13 protein-coding genes are annotated in these 13583 nt (G+C 61.6%); 1 reads left to right on the plus strand and 12 read right to left on the minus strand.

Annotated features, from left to right (window positions below; translation table 11 throughout):
* Positions 1 to 474 precede the first annotated feature (474 nt).
* The 11 genes from AACV02_RS27915 to AACV02_RS27965 form a co-directional block, all read right to left on the minus strand.
* Positions 475 to 1326 carry a transporter substrate-binding domain-containing protein gene (locus tag AACV02_RS27915; RefSeq protein WP_119738231.1) on the minus strand — a complete coding sequence of 284 codons (852 nt, stop codon included), beginning with the start codon at positions 1324 to 1326 and terminating at the stop codon, positions 475 to 477.
* On the minus strand, positions 1323 to 2099 hold the full coding sequence (locus AACV02_RS27920) for an amino acid ABC transporter ATP-binding protein (RefSeq protein ID WP_119738233.1): 777 nt from the start codon (positions 2097 to 2099) through the stop codon (positions 1323 to 1325). Before AACV02_RS27920 ends, AACV02_RS27915 begins: the two co-directional genes overlap by 4 nt.
* A complete protein-coding gene (locus AACV02_RS27925; RefSeq protein WP_032884905.1) occupies positions 2096 to 2755 on the minus strand; it encodes an amino acid ABC transporter permease in 660 nt (219 codons plus the stop codon). The genes AACV02_RS27920 and AACV02_RS27925 overlap by 4 nt, the downstream gene beginning before the upstream one ends.
* Positions 2736 to 3401 carry an amino acid ABC transporter permease gene (locus tag AACV02_RS27930; protein ID WP_106577379.1) on the minus strand — a complete coding sequence of 222 codons (666 nt, stop codon included), beginning with the start codon at positions 3399 to 3401 and terminating at the stop codon, positions 2736 to 2738. Before AACV02_RS27930 ends, AACV02_RS27925 begins: the two co-directional genes overlap by 20 nt.
* Positions 3402 to 3891: 490 nt before the next feature.
* Positions 3892 to 4674, minus strand: a complete 783-nt coding sequence (locus AACV02_RS27935; RefSeq protein WP_119738235.1) for a MetQ/NlpA family ABC transporter substrate-binding protein — start codon at positions 4672 to 4674, stop codon at positions 3892 to 3894.
* 124 nt (positions 4675 to 4798) lie between these two features.
* The gene (locus AACV02_RS27940; RefSeq protein ID WP_119738237.1) at positions 4799 to 5740 is read right to left on the minus strand and encodes a sigma 54-interacting transcriptional regulator; all 942 of its coding nucleotides are present in this window, start codon (positions 5738 to 5740) and stop codon (positions 4799 to 4801) included.
* A 49-nt stretch (positions 5741 to 5789) separates the two neighbouring features.
* Positions 5790 to 6371, minus strand: coding sequence for an alpha/beta hydrolase (locus tag AACV02_RS27945; protein WP_119738240.1), 582 nt, complete (start codon positions 6369 to 6371; stop codon positions 5790 to 5792).
* A 307-nt stretch (positions 6372 to 6678) separates the two neighbouring features.
* Positions 6679 to 7080: an ExbD/TolR family protein gene (locus AACV02_RS27950; protein ID WP_106577375.1), complete on the minus strand. Its 402-nt coding sequence runs from the start codon at positions 7078 to 7080 to the stop codon at positions 6679 to 6681.
* A 1-nt stretch (position 7081) separates the two neighbouring features.
* Complete coding sequence (locus tag AACV02_RS27955) at positions 7082 to 7804, minus strand: MotA/TolQ/ExbB proton channel family protein (RefSeq protein WP_106577759.1); 723 nt, start codon at positions 7802 to 7804, stop codon at positions 7082 to 7084.
* A 51-nt stretch (positions 7805 to 7855) separates the two neighbouring features.
* On the minus strand, positions 7856 to 8677 hold the full coding sequence (locus tag AACV02_RS27960) for an energy transducer TonB (protein ID WP_119738242.1): 822 nt from the start codon (positions 8675 to 8677) through the stop codon (positions 7856 to 7858).
* A 395-nt stretch (positions 8678 to 9072) separates the two neighbouring features.
* The gene (locus AACV02_RS27965) at positions 9073 to 9924 is read right to left on the minus strand and encodes a LysR family transcriptional regulator (RefSeq protein ID WP_106577373.1); all 852 of its coding nucleotides are present in this window, start codon (positions 9922 to 9924) and stop codon (positions 9073 to 9075) included.
* A 110-nt stretch (positions 9925 to 10034) separates the two neighbouring features.
* Between AACV02_RS27965 and AACV02_RS27970 the strand changes: the two genes are divergently transcribed.
* Positions 10035 to 11234, plus strand: coding sequence for a CynX/NimT family MFS transporter (locus tag AACV02_RS27970; protein ID WP_119738244.1), 1200 nt, complete (start codon positions 10035 to 10037; stop codon positions 11232 to 11234).
* Here AACV02_RS27970 and AACV02_RS27975 read toward each other — a convergent pair.
* Complete coding sequence (locus tag AACV02_RS27975) at positions 11205 to 13520, minus strand: TonB-dependent receptor (RefSeq protein ID WP_119738246.1); 2316 nt, start codon at positions 13518 to 13520, stop codon at positions 11205 to 11207. The two genes, AACV02_RS27970 and AACV02_RS27975, sit on opposite strands and share 30 nt — an antisense overlap.
* Between the last annotated feature and the right edge of the window lie 63 nt (positions 13521 to 13583).

The raw sequence follows: 13583 nt of genomic DNA on the forward strand, positions 1-13583 counted from the left end.
TATTCCAAGGTTGGAACTCGGTCATAGGTGGGAGCTGGCTTGCCTGCGATAGGGGTAGAACGTGGCATTGGCCGGAATAAGTGGTGATTGCACCGGCCTTTTCGCGGGCAAGCCCGCTCCCACATTAGCCTGTATTCCAAGGTTGGAACTCGGTCAAAGGTGGCAGCGGGCTTGCCTGCGATAGGGGTAGAAGGTGGCATTGGCCGGAGTAGGTGCGGTGACTGCACTGGCCCCTTCGCGGGCAAGCCCGCTCCCACATTAGCCTGTATTCCAAGGTTGGAACTCGGTCAAAGGTGGCAGCGGGCTTGCCTGCGATAGCGGTAGAACGTGGCATTGGCCGGAGTAGGTGCAGTGACTGCACCGGCCTTTTCGCGGGCAAGCCCGCTCCCACATTAGCCTGCATTCCAAGGTGGGAACTCGGTCAAAGGTGGGAGCTGGCTTGCCTGCGATAGCGGTGTGACAGTCAGCGCGGGATCAACCCTGCCACTTACCGCCCTCAACAATCACACTCTCAGGCTTGGTGTCATCGCTCAGCTCTTTACGCACATATTGGTCGTACAGCTTGAGCAGGAACTTCTCCTCACCCAACTTCGCCAACTCGGTATTCACCCAGTCGCGCAGTTCGATGTTGCCCTTCTTCACGGCTGGCGCAATCGGTGCTTCATCACCGAGTTTCTCTTCCAGCACGCGGTAGCCCGGGTTCTGCTTGGCCCAGCTGAACAGCACCAGGTTGTCTTGCGCGTACGCATCGCCACGCCCGGCCGACAGCGCCTGCAGCGACTCGGAGTTTTTCTCGAACTTGAGCAGTTTCCAGTCCGGGTGGTTTTTGGTCAGCCAGATATCGGCAGTGGTGCCGGTGGTGACGATGGTGGTGCGGGTGGCCAGGTCATCCAGGCTTTTCACCGAGCTGTCCTGCGGCACCAAAGCCTGCACCGCCACTTTCAGGTTGGGATTGGTGAAGTCCACCGCTTCCTTGCGCTCCGGCGTTACGGTCATGTTGGCAAGGATCAGGTCGACCTTGTCGCTCTGCAGGAACGGAATACGGCTGGCCGGTTCGACGGCGACGAATTCCACCTTGTTTTCATCGCCCAACAGGTCCTTGGCGAATTGGCGGCCGATGTCGGTATCAAAGCCGACGTAACGACCGGCTTCGTTCACAAAACCGAACGGCGGTTTGTCGGTGAATACGCCGACGATCAGCTTGTCCCGCGCTTTGATCTTGTCGATGTAGCTGGCAGCAGCGACGGGTTTGGCAGGCTCTTCGGCCTTTTTATCGCAGCCGGCCAGTAAGGCGATGGCAAACAGTGGCAGCAGTAGTTTTTTCATATCAGCTCCAATTCCTTGGTTTTCTTGGGCAGTGTTGAAACAAAGGAGAACTTCTCCAGGAACTGCTGCGCGCGTGCGGTTTGCGGGTTCGTAAAGAATTCTTCGGGGGTGTTGTGCTCAAGGATGCGACCGGCCTCCATGAACACCACGCGGTCGGCGACGGCGCGGGCGAAGGCCATTTCATGGGTGACGATCAACAAGGTCATGCCGTCGCCGGCCAGACCTTGAATCACTTCCAGCACTTCCTTGACCATTTCCGGGTCGAGGGCGGCGGTGACTTCGTCAAACAGCATCACTTGCGGGTTCATGCACAGCGAACGGACGATGGCGATGCGTTGCTGCTGACCACCGGACAGCTGGCGTGGGAAGGCGTCGCGCTTGTCGGCCAGGCCAACGCGTTCGAGCAATTTTTCCGCTTGGGCACGGGCTTCGCGAGGCGTGCGTTTTTGCACTTTCAGCGGGCCGAGCAGTATGTTGTCGAGCACGCTCATGTGCGGGAACAGGTGGTAACTCTGGAACACCATGCCCACGTCCTGGCGCACCTGGCGCCAATCGGTATTTTTGTCCAGCAGCTCTTTGCCGGCAAAACGCAGGCTGCCGCTGTGCGCCACTTCCAGGCCGTTGAGGCAGCGCAGCAAGGTGCTTTTGCCACAGCCGCTGGGGCCGAGGATCACCACCACTTCGCCGCTTTGCACCCTCAGGTCGATGCCCTTGAGCACCTGCTGCTCGCCGAAGAATTTGTTGAAAGCCTGGAACTCGATCAATGCGCTCATGCTTGGGCCCAGCGCCGTTCCAGCACCTTGGAGGCGGCTGACAACGGGTAGCAGATAAAGAAGAAAAACAGGAACAGCACGCCGTAGATCAGTACTGACTCATAGGTGCGTTCGATGATTTGCTGGCCAACCTTGATCACGTCCACCACGCCGATCAGCACCGCCAGCGAGCTGGTCTTGATGATGCGCGTGTAGACGTTGATGGTTGGCGGCGTCATGCGCTTGAGGGCCTGGGGCAGCAGCACGTAGCCGTACAGCTGCGGGTCGGACAGGCCAATCGACAACCCGGCCTCGCGCTGGCCACGCGGCAGCGAATGCAGCGCGCCACGGACCACTTCGCCGACCTCGCTGGCGCCCCACAATGACAGCACCAGCACCGCGCACCAGAAACTCGGAATGCTCAAGCCAAAGAAAATCGGCAGGCCGAAAAACAGCAGGTACAACCACACCAGCACCGGGATCGCGCGAAACAGCTCCAGGTACACCCGCAGCACCGCGTTGATCAGCGTGTTATTGAGCGTGCGCAGCACGCCGTACAGCACGCCGCCGACGGTGCTGAAGGCAATGCTCAAAAATGAAATCGACAGCGTTTGCGCAGCGCCCTTGCCCAGTTGCGGCAACGACACCCACAACAACTCAAGACCCGAACTGGCCATGCTGGAGCCTCCTTTCCAGGCGGCTGAGCAGCAGCGACAGCGGCAAAAACAACAGCACGCAGATCAGCGTCAGCACGGCGAGCATTTCGTAGGTTTTGTAGTAGAGCGCGATGTAGCTCTTGGTGGTGTAGAGAATCTCCGGCACCGCCACGGCCGACACCACCGTGGTCTCCTTGAGCAGAAAGATGAAATTGGCGAACAGCGCCGGCAGGCTGAGGATGCCGGCCTGAGGCAGGATCACATGGCGCAGCAGCTGCCAGTCGGACAGGCCGATGGACTTGCCCGACTCGATCTGCGCCAGCGGCACCGCCTCCACACCGGCGCGCAGCACTTCGGTAAGGTAGGCGCCGCCGAGGAAGGTCATGGTGATGATCGCGGCCCAGAACCCGGAGATATTGAACCCCAGCGCCGGCAAGGCGAAGTACACAAAGAACAGTTGGATCAGCAGCGGCGTGTTGCGCGCCAGCTCCACATACAGCGCCACCAGGCGCGACAGGTACGGCGTGCGAAACACCAGCAGCGCGGCGTTGATCAGTGCCACCAGCAACGAGGTGGCAATGGCGATCAGGCCCACTTGCAGCGTCACCCCAACGGCGCTGAGAAACGCCGGCAAGGTGCTGAGGATAAAAGCGAAATCGAAGGTCATCTTGAGTCCATGACGCCGCAAGGGTAATGCAGCGGGCGCAGTCCGGTCCGGCGTGGGTAACGCCGGGTAGCGCGAACTCTAAAGGTATAAAAAGCAAAATTTAAATACCCAAATAGCATATTGATATCACCCAAAAAGATAACCGCCGGATTCGCGGGTTGTCCGGGTGACGGCTAGGGTTGGGGGGTCTGAGATTCGAGGGATTGAACCGTGAACGACGCGAAACCGATTGATCCGCAGGAGCTGGTGAAGTGGTTGATGGCGTTGCGCCGGGCGATCAACACACAAAACAGGTAAGCCTGCGCCAATCAAATGTGGGAGGGGGCTTGCCCCCGATAGCGGTATGTCAGCCACAGATACATTGACTGAACCCCTGCTATCGGGGGCAAGCCCCCCCACATTTTTATTGCATTCCAAACTCCAGGCATAAAAAAACGCCGACGCTATGTGAGCCGTCGGCGTTCAAACCTTGAAGGGGGTTTTGTTTACATCAGAACGCAGGCACTACCGCGCCTTTGTACTTGGAATCGATGAATGCTTTGACTTCAGGGCTGGTCAGGGCCTTGGCCAGCTTCTGGATAGCGTCGCTGTCCTTGTTGTCGGGGCGTGCCACCAGGAAGTTCACGTACGGCGACTTGGCGTCTTCGATGATCAGTGCGTCTTTGGCTGGGTTCAGGCCAGCTTCCAGCGCGTAGTTGGTGTTGATCAAGTCCAGGTCAACCTGGTCCAGCACGCGTGGCAGCAGCGCCGATTCCAGCTCTTTGAATTTCAGGTGTTTCGGGTTGCTGGCGATGTCTTTCGGCGTGGCCAGGGCGTTGCTTGGGTCTTTGAGGGTGATCACACCGGCTTTCTGCAGCAGCAACAGGGCGCGGCCGCTGTTGGAGCCTTCGTTCGGGATGGCCACGGTGGCGCCGTCCTTCAACTCAGAAATGTTCTTGATCTTTTTCGAGTAACCGCCGAAAGGCTCAACGTGCACACCGATCACAGTGACCAGGTTGGTGCCCTTGCCCTTGTTGAAGTTTTCCAGGTACGGCAGGGTCTGGAAGTAGTTGGCGTCCAGACGCTTCTCGGCCACTTGCACGTTAGGTTGCACGTAGTCGGTGAATACTTTGATCTCCAGGTCCACGCCTTCTTTGGCCAGGGTCGGTTTGACCAGCTCAAGGATCTCGGCGTGCGGGATCGGCGTGGCGGCAACCACCAGTTTCTCGTTGGCCTGGGCGAAGCTTGCAGTCAGGGCAGCCGCCAGTGCGGTAAACAACAGAACCTTTTTCATGCAGTGTCCTTATCGAAATTCCGGGGCGTCTCTGACGACCGTTTTTATGGTGTGCCAGCGAAGTGCTATCGCGGCGTGGAGTGGACAATACCTAGATTTTTTATTCCCGAACAATATCTTTTATTCACTTTGATATTCCATTTTGCTCATGTAGCTGCTGTTCATTTAGAAAGCCGAGCAAGGCTTGCCGCTCGGCAGCGCTGGCACTCGCGAAGATCCGCTGCACCTGTTCCAGTGGCGAGCCCGCCACCGGCAGGTTGAGATGTTCGGGCAAAATCTCATCACCACTGCTCACCAGCAGCGCAAAGTGAATAACGTTTTCCAGTTCGCGGGTATTGCCCGGCCAGCTGTGGAGTTCCAACACACGCTGGGCGGCATCACTGATCAGCGGCACCGGCAGGTCCAGGCGCTGGCTGTAGATGCCGAGAAAATACTCGGCCAGGGACAGGATGTCGCCGACCCGCTCACGCAAAGCCGGCAGGTCGAGCCGGCCTTCACTCAAGTAATGGAACAGGCGCTCATGAAACTTGCCCGCCGCCACCGCCTGGGCCAGGTCGATGCTGGTCGCCGCCACCAGCCGCACATCCACCGGGCTGGGCTGGTGGGCGCCGACGCGGGTGACTTCGTGATTTTCCAGGGCGGCGAGCAATTTCACCTGGATCGGCAACGGCAAGTCGCCGATCTCATCCAGGTACAAAGTACCGCCGTTGGCCGACCCGAACCACCCGGCCCGGCTGCTCGCCGCGCCGCTGTGGCTGCCGGCCGCGTAGCCAAACAGTTCGGCATCGGCGTAAGTGGGGCTGATCGCGCCGCAGTTGACCGAGACAAACAACCCGGTGCGGTCGCTGCCACGGTGGATATGCCGCGCCAGCAGTTCCTTGCCGCTGCCGGTCTCACCGCGAATCAACACCGGCAAGGCGCGCGGCGCCAGGCTTTCCAGGTCTTCACGCAATTGGCGCGAGCGCGGGTCGACAAACACCAGGGCCTTGGCACGGATGCTCAGCGGGCTTTTTTCGGCGTCGGGGAAGGTCAGCAAGGGCTGGCCGTAGGTTTCATGCAGACTCATGGCAGGCTCCCGCCCCAAATCCACTCAGGGACGGGGCGTTGAAAAATGTTCAGGCAGTACGCCGGGCGTGGTGCTCAAGGCGATTTTGCAGGCGATAGAGGTAGGCGAAGCCCTGCTCCCAGCGCTGGTGGCCGGACTTCACATTGATATGGCCGGCGCCGGACAGAATCCCGGCCTCCGCGCCCCAATTGCGCGCCAGTTCCAGGGCCCGCGGGGCGCTGACGGCGCTGTCGTTGTCGGAGCTGACCACTTGGCTGGGAAACGGCAGCAGGTCGCTCGGGATCGGTGCGAAGTTGCGCAAGGCCGGTGAGCAGGCCGGGCGCTCGACATCCGCCGGAGCCACCAGCAAAGCGCCGCGAACCTGACGCAGAAAGTGCACCGGCGCAGTGGCGGCCCAATGCGCGACGGTGATGCAACCCAGGCTATGGGCGATCAGGATCACCGGCGTGCTGTCGGCGGCGATGGCCTCGGCGAGTGCGGCCACCCAGTCTTCGCGACGCGGCGTCAGCCAATCGGCCTGCTCCACCCGCGCGCTGTTGGGCAGGCTGTTCTGCCAATGGGTTTGCCAATGATCTTCTGGCGATCCTTGCCAGCCCGGCACGATCAGATAACGAATCGACTCGCTGTGCATGGGTGTGCCCTCCTGCAGCGTTTAACGTTGCTGACCAGTATAGGGACGGGGGTTATATTCGTTAAGGAATAAGAAGCTATTTATTAATAACCAAAAACTCAAAGACGCAGAAGATCAAAAGGTGGGAGCGGGCTGGCTCGCGAAGGCGGTATATCAATCAGCGCATCTGCTACTGACCCACCGTATTCGCGAGCAAGCCCGCTCCCACATAGACCTCATTTCGCATCGAGCTTCAGCGGAATTTCAGGCAAAAAAAAGGCCGCACCCTGCCAAGGAGACGGCCAAAAAATTGTCGAGGCATTTGAAACTAACGTGCAGTAATCACCGACAACTTGGTAATCCCCGCGCGTTCGATAGACGCCATGGCTCGCGCCACTTCGCCGTAGTTCACGCCATTGTCAGCCTGCAGTTGCACCCGCACATCGGGGTCCTTGGCCTTGGCCGCCTGCAGGTTGAACTCCAGCAGGTCCGGCTGGATTTCGTCCTTGTTGATAAACAGTTTGCCGGCGCCGTCGATACTCACCACCAGTGGGTCTTTCTGCTCAACCGGCGCCACGGCTTCGGTCTTGGGCAGGTTGATCGGGATCGCGTTGGTCAACAGCGGCGCAGTGACGATAAACACCACCAGCAGCACCAGCATCACGTCAACCAGCGGCGTCACGTTGATCTCGCTCAGCACCTCGTCACTGTCTTGCGTGGAAAAGGCCATCTCAGGACGCCTCCTTCACTTTCTGCGGGTTGCCGGCTGCGTTCTTGGTCAGCGCAGGGTGCAACAGCACGCGGAAAGAGTTTTTCTGCGCCAGGCTGTAGAAGTCATGGGCAAAGTCGTCAAGGTCAGCAGCCGTCAGCTTCAAACGACGCAGGAAATAGTTGTAGACCAGCACCGCCGGCACCGCGACGGCGATACCGACACCGGTGGCCACCAGCGCCGCACCAATCGGGCCGGCCACGGTTTCCAGGCTGGCGGAGCCGGCGGCGCTGATGCCTTTCAACGCTTCCATGATCCCCCAGACGGTGCCGAACAGGCCGATAAACGGCGAGGTGCTGCCGATACTGGCGACCACGGCCAGGCCGGTTTCCAGCGAGCGACGCTCACGCACGATCTGCTGACGCAGGGCGCGTTCGAGGCGGTCCTGGTGGTTGATGGCCTGGCTCAGGTCCGCAGCGTGCGGCGCGTCACCCACCTGGATCGCGGCATAACCGGCCTGGGCCACACGCGCTGCGGCGCCGGGCTGGGTGTCGGCCAGTTCGGCGGCCGAGTCGAGACTCGACGCCGCCCAGAACTGTTTGTGGAATTTGCGATCCTGGGCCTTGAGGCGACCGAACTGCACGCCCTTGAGCAAGGCGAAACCCCAGGTGGCGACTGAAAAGGCCACCAGCAGCCAGATCACCGCGCTTTCGATGGATTCAAGTGGAGATGCTAATGCCATGATGTTTTCCCTCTGTGCAGGTCGCGACGTGTCCAACACACCGCTGCCGAATAGTTAGTGAATCTTGAAATCGATCGGTACGCTGACCCAGCCGTCCTGGGCCACATCGCCCTGCTTGGCCGGCACGAAGCTCCAACGCTTCACCGCGGTCAGTGCGGCGTCATCGAGTTGCTGACGACCGCTGCTTTTCTGGATCTGGATCTCGCCCGGCTTGCCGCTGGCCAACACATGCACCCTGAGCAACACCGTGCCTTCCCATCCGCGACGCTGGGCCAGTGACGGGTACTCCGGCGCCGGGTTCTTCAGGTACGCGGCGTTTGCCGAAGCGGGTGTCACCGGCGCCGGCGACGGTGGCGCGGCTGGCGCGGGCGGTGCAGGTGGCGCCGGCGTCGGTGGCGCGGGCGGCTGCTCGACCGGTTTCGGTGCAGGCTTGGGCTCGGGCTTGGGCACCGGCTTGGGTTTAGGCTTGGGAATCGGTTTTGGCGGCGCCGGCTTGGCGGCCAATTCATCCACAACCGGCGGCGGTGGCTCGACCACAGGCGGCGGTGGCGGTGGCGGCACGGGCGGTGGTGGTTCAACCACCGGCGGCGCCGGCTGGGAAAATTCGATCGTCATCGGCGGGATTTCCGGCGGCACAATCGGCAACACCGGCGTCGGCTTCTGGCTCACCCAATAGATCACCGCGCCGTGCAGCGCCAACACCAGTAAGCCGAGCAGAAGCCCTTCGCGACGGCTCGAGAAGCGCTTCGGGGTTTTCTGCAAACGCAATTGCCCCAACGGCGCGCGATGCGGCCGGCCAAGGTCGACCAACTCACCACCCGGTGCCTGGCGCCATTGCGCCTCGGGTGCACTGGCGGCGGTCTGGACATTGCCCATTGATTCACTCCCTACGGTTTTCACACAAAAAACCGACAGGCCTGCCTTGGCGGCCGTCGAGGGCTGAATCATCGGGGCCAGACGCTTATCTCTTAAAGTAATCTTTAAAGTTATACATAGATCTAAATTGAATATGAGAAACATCCTGAAACGCCAAAGCCACGGCCTGCGTGGCCTGTGGCGAAGGCACGGTTTTTCGATGCATTTCAGGCATAAAAAATATTCAGTAAAGGCATCGAATGCGGCGGGTGGACTTGCCCCGCGCGGGGTTGCGCAGCAGACCCGCCGGGAAACAACGCGGTGTCAGGTAGACCGGTTGGGCAGGTTTTGAGGCGGCTACACAGCCCAACGCGGGGCAAGGCCGCTCGCCACGAACGTGGCGCTCGGCCACAGCTTTACGCTGGGCTGTTGGCGCATAACGCGAGCAATTGACGTTGCAACGTCTGCCCGGCTGCGCCCAACCCGCTGCGGCCATATAACGCCAGGCGCACGCCTTGCACCGCGGGCAAACCACTGTCCTCGCCGAGCACCACGTGCCCCGGTTGCACTACCCGGCGTGGTAACAGGCTGATACCGAGCCCCGCCGCCACTGCCGAACACACACTGGCCAGGCCGGCGCTGGAATAGCCGATGCGCCAGCGCCAGCCGCCCACTTCCAGGTGATGCAGCATTTCATTGCGGTACAACCCACCCACCGGAAACGCCACCAAGGGCAACGGGTCGCGGCCCAGCGACGGCATGCTGCGGCTGTCGACCCAGCACAGGGGCTCCGGCCACGACGCCAGGCAGTCGTCGCTGGCACCCATTTGCTTGACCAGCAACACGTCGAACTCACCTGCACGGTATTGACGCTGCAGCTCCGGGCCGAGGCCGCTGGTGACTTCCAGGCGCACGCGCGGATAGGCCACCACAAACGACGACAGCAACGGCATCAGCCGTTCAGCGGCAAAGTCCTCTGGCACCCCCAGGCGCAGCACGCCGTCGCTTTGCTGAGTGATCAGCACGTCGGCAGCCTCCTCATGCAGCGCGAGGATGCGCCGCGCGTACGCCAGCAAGCGCTCACCCTCGGCGGTGGCCACCACGCGGCGCTGATCGCGGTCGAGTAACTGGCACGCCACGGCCTCTTCCAGGCGGCGGATCTGCTGGCTCACGGTGGACTGGGTCACGTGCAGGCGCTCGGCGGCGCGGGTGAAATTGCCGCAATCCACCACGGCGACAAAACTGCGTAACAACACGGGGTCGAACATGGCGCTTCACCATTGCGTTTGCCACTGATTGGCATGGTTATATTTAATTTCAGAATACCTCGCGAGCTGCCCATACTTCCTGCCTCTTTTGCACACCGGAAAGGTCCTGCATGCCGCTCAACCCTTCATTCATGAGCAGACTCGCCGGTTGGGGCCTGCTGGTAGTGCTTGGCCTGAACCTACGGCCGATCCTCAGTTCCATCAGCCCGTTGCTTGGCGAGATTCGCCAGGCCACGGGCCTGAGTTTCCAGAGCAGCGCCCTGCTCACCAGCCTGCCGGTGGTGTGCATGGGCCTGGTGGCGCTGGTCGGCGTGCGCGTAGAGGCACGACTGGGCGAGCGGCGCGGTATTGCCCTGGGCTTGATGATGATTCTGCTGGCGTGCCTGGCGCGCTGGTTGATGGGCCAGGCGTCGGCGTTACTGGTCACGGCCTTGCTCGGCGGCGCCGGTGTGGCGCTGATCCAGGCGTTGGTACCGGCGATGATCAAGCGTGAATTCCATCACCGTGTGCCGGTGGCGATGGGCGTGTATTCGGCCTCGTTGATGGCCGGTGGCGGGCTGGCCGCGCTGCTTAGCCCGGTGGTAGCCACGCACTTCCAGCAATGGCAGGCGGGGTTGGGCGTGTGGCTGCTGCCGGCGCTGGGGGCGTTGCTGTTGTGGGCGTGTTTGCCGTTGGGTGCGCCGCGCAATCCTCACATGGCCCCCACGTTCAAAGGCCTGCGCAATCGTCGCGCGTGGCTGCTGGCGCTGTATTTCGGTTTGGTGAACTGCGGCTACATGAGCATGGTGGCGTGGCTGCCTGCGTACTATCAGCAACTGGGCTGGGGCGTGTTGCCGAGCGGTTCGCTGCTGGCCTTCATGACCATCTTCCAGGTGATCGCCGCGCTGTTGATGCCGGTGCTGGCGCAACGCGGAGTCGACCGTCGTCCGCTGCTGGGCATCAGCCTGTTGGCGCAAACCATCGGCTACCTCGGCCTGATCATCGCGCCGCTGGACTATCCGCACCTGTGGGTGGCGCTGTGCGGCTTCGGCCTGGGCGCGTGTTTCGCCCTGAGCCTGCTGCTGACCCTCGACCATCACCGCGACCCACGCCAAGCCGGGCAACTGGCCGCCTTCGTGCAAGGCGTGGGCTTTCTGATCAACGCGATTTCACCATGGCTGACCGGCTGGCTGCGCCAACTCACCGGCGGCTTTGTCAGCGCCTGGGTGGTGCTGACGGTGACCGCGGTGGCGATGCTGCTGGTGACACGGGTGTTCAGCCCGGCCACCTATCGCAGCGCATCAGAAGTCGTAGCGCCCGGTCACGCCTAACGTGCGCGGTGTGCCCAGCAGGCCTTCGTAGCCGCCGTTGCCGCCGGTCCACAGGGTGGTGTAGTAGGTTTTGTCGAAGGCGTTTTTCAGCCACAACGACACGTCCCACTGCCCTTGCTGATAGCTGCCGCGCAGGCCGGTGGAGAGGTTCACCACGGCGTAGGCGGGGATCTGCCCGTAGTCGGAATCCTCGACAGTGCCCACCGCTTTGGAGCGGAACGCGTAGCTGGCAGTCACGTAGGGTTCGAAGCCGTTATCCAGGTTCCACTTGTACTCACCGTTGGCGTTGGCGATCCACTTGGACGCGCCGACCACCTGGTGGCCGGTCAGGTCGCAGGACGCCGGCGCACCGGCGCGCAGGCTGACTTCCGGTGGGCACGGCGCATCCTTGTAAGACAGGTAACTCACATCGTTGAACGAGCCGTTGAGGTTCAGCGTCAGGCCCTTGAGCGGCACCAGCGTGCTTTCCACTTCAACCCCGCGCGAGCGCACGGAGCCAGCGTTGGTGAGGTACTGCACGCGGTTGTCCTGGTCGTAGGCGTTGGTCTGGTAGCCGTTGACCTGGGTCCAGAACAGGTTGGCATTGAGCTGCAGGCGGCGGTCCCACAGCGTGCTCTTGAAGCCCAGCTCGGCGTTGTTGGCGCGCTCGGTGCCGATCAACAGTGAGTCGGCCCCGGCGGTCGGCGCGGAGCCCACGGCCAGGTTGACCCCACCGGACTTCTCGCCATGAGACAAGGTCGCGTAGCCCAGCAGGTTCTCATTGAAGTGATAGCTGAGGTTCAGCAGCCCAGACGGCGTTGCGCTGTACTGGCTGAGGTCGCCCGAGTCGTACACCCCGGCACGCCCGCGCCGCGCAGTGGCTGCGGCGCCGGTCACCGCCGCGCCCCCCACTGGCGCATTGCGCGTGACCCAGGCACTTTTCTCTTCATAGGTGCCGCGCAGGCCGGCCGTGAAATCCAGGCGCTCGGTGAGGTGCCAGGTGCCTTGGGCGAACAGGGCAAAACTGTCGGTGCGGATATGCCCGTTGCCGACGCTGCTCACATTGTTCAACGCGCCGGTTGGCGTGCCGTTCCAGATATCCGCCTTGGGCCCGTAGTAGGCAAAGGATTTGTTATCCAGCGAATTGCCGAAGTAATAAGCGCCCAGCACATAGTCGAAGAACCCGCCGGTAGGCGAGGCCAGGCGGAATTCCTGGGACCACTGTTTATCTTCCACCGATACCCCGGCGTTATACGCTGCCGGGACATTGAGGCCGTCATCGTTGCGCGGGGTGAAATTCCACCAGCGATACGAGCTGACCGAGGTCAGGGTGAAGTCGCTGGGCAGGGTCCAGTTGGCCTCCACAGACGTGCCGCCCTGGAACACGGTAACGTGCTGGTCGTTGTCCAGATTGACCTTGCGGTGAGTGCCATCCACCAGTGTCGCTCCCGCCGCCGTTGCCCGCGATTGATACAGGTTGGTGCCATTGATGGTCGGCCCGGTGCTGTACAGCACGCGGGTGCCGGCGCTGGAATCTTCCTCGTTGTAGTCGCCGATCCAGCGCAGGTTGAATGTCTCGCTGGGCTTGTACAGCAGCTGCCCGCGAAAGCCCTGGCGTGAGCCGCCGTTGAGGTCGTGGCCGTTGTATTCGTTCTTGATGTCGCCGTCGCTGCGCGTGCGATAAGCCGAAAAACGCCCGGCGAGGTCATCGGTGAGCGGGCCGGAAATAGTGCCCTTGGTCTGGAAATAACCGTCCTCGCCCAACGAGGTTTCAATGCTGCGTTCCGGGGTAAAACTTGGCGCGCGGGTGCTGATATTGATCACGCCTGCGGTGGTGTTTTTGCCGAACAGCGTGCCTTGCGGGCCCCGCAACACTTCAAGCTGTTCGATGTCCATCAAATCGAACACCGCCATGCCCGGTCGGCCGAGGTACACGTTGTCGATGTACAGCCCCACGCTGCCTTCCAGGCCGTCGCTGGCCGGGTTGTTGCCCAAGCCGCGAATCGACACGCTGGACTGGCGCGCATGCATGTAGGCAACGTTGACGCTGGGCACCAGTTGCTGCAAATCCTGAATCCGATAGACCCGCTGACTCTCCAGCGCCTGGCCGCCAATCACGCTCATGGGCGTGGGCACTTCCTGGGCGCTTTCGGTGCGCCGACGCGCGGTCACCGTGACCGTCTCAAGCTGGCCGCTGGCGTTTTCGCCCTTGCTTTCCGGCGCGTGCGTTTCGGCGGCCTGGGTCGGCGACCAACTGGTGCTGCCGGCCAGTAACATGGCCATCGGCAAGGACTTCAACAGACTCATAAGCGGCTCCGGACCCCGGAAATATCCCTTATCGAATATTCCATTAGGTTATTTATTTATGTT

The sequence above is a fragment of the Pseudomonas sp. Larv2_ips genome, assembly GCF_963879675.1.
Classification (GTDB): Bacteria; Pseudomonadota; Gammaproteobacteria; order Pseudomonadales; family Pseudomonadaceae; genus Aquipseudomonas.

Excerpts from the sequence above, each read along its gene's own strand:
- AACV02_RS27915 (WP_119738231.1), bottom strand. The coding sequence starts at position 1,326 with ATGAAAAAACTACTGCTGCCACTGTTTGCCATCGCCTTACTGGCCGGC.
- AACV02_RS27920 (WP_119738233.1), bottom strand. The coding sequence starts at position 2,099 with ATGAGCGCATTGATCGAGTTCCAGGCTTTCAACAAATTCTTCGGCGAG.
- AACV02_RS27925 (WP_032884905.1), bottom strand. The coding sequence starts at position 2,755 with ATGGCCAGTTCGGGTCTTGAGTTGTTGTGGGTGTCGTTGCCGCAACTG.
- AACV02_RS27930 (WP_106577379.1), bottom strand. The coding sequence starts at position 3,401 with ATGACCTTCGATTTCGCTTTTATCCTCAGCACCTTGCCGGCGTTTCTC.
- AACV02_RS27935 (WP_119738235.1), bottom strand. The coding sequence starts at position 4,674 with ATGAAAAAGGTTCTGTTGTTTACCGCACTGGCGGCTGCCCTGACTGCA.
- AACV02_RS27940 (WP_119738237.1), bottom strand. The coding sequence starts at position 5,740 with ATGAGTCTGCATGAAACCTACGGCCAGCCCTTGCTGACCTTCCCCGAC.
- AACV02_RS27945 (WP_119738240.1), bottom strand. The coding sequence starts at position 6,371 with ATGCACAGCGAGTCGATTCGTTATCTGATCGTGCCGGGCTGGCAAGGA.
- AACV02_RS27950 (WP_106577375.1), bottom strand. The coding sequence starts at position 7,080 with ATGGCCTTTTCCACGCAAGACAGTGACGAGGTGCTGAGCGAGATCAAC.
- AACV02_RS27960 (WP_119738242.1), bottom strand. The coding sequence starts at position 8,677 with ATGGGCAATGTCCAGACCGCCGCCAGTGCACCCGAGGCGCAATGGCGC.
- AACV02_RS27965 (WP_106577373.1), bottom strand. The coding sequence starts at position 9,924 with ATGTTCGACCCCGTGTTGTTACGCAGTTTTGTCGCCGTGGTGGATTGC.
- AACV02_RS27970 (WP_119738244.1), top strand. The coding sequence starts at position 10,035 with ATGCCGCTCAACCCTTCATTCATGAGCAGACTCGCCGGTTGGGGCCTG.
- AACV02_RS27975 (WP_119738246.1), bottom strand. The coding sequence starts at position 13,520 with ATGAGTCTGTTGAAGTCCTTGCCGATGGCCATGTTACTGGCCGGCAGC.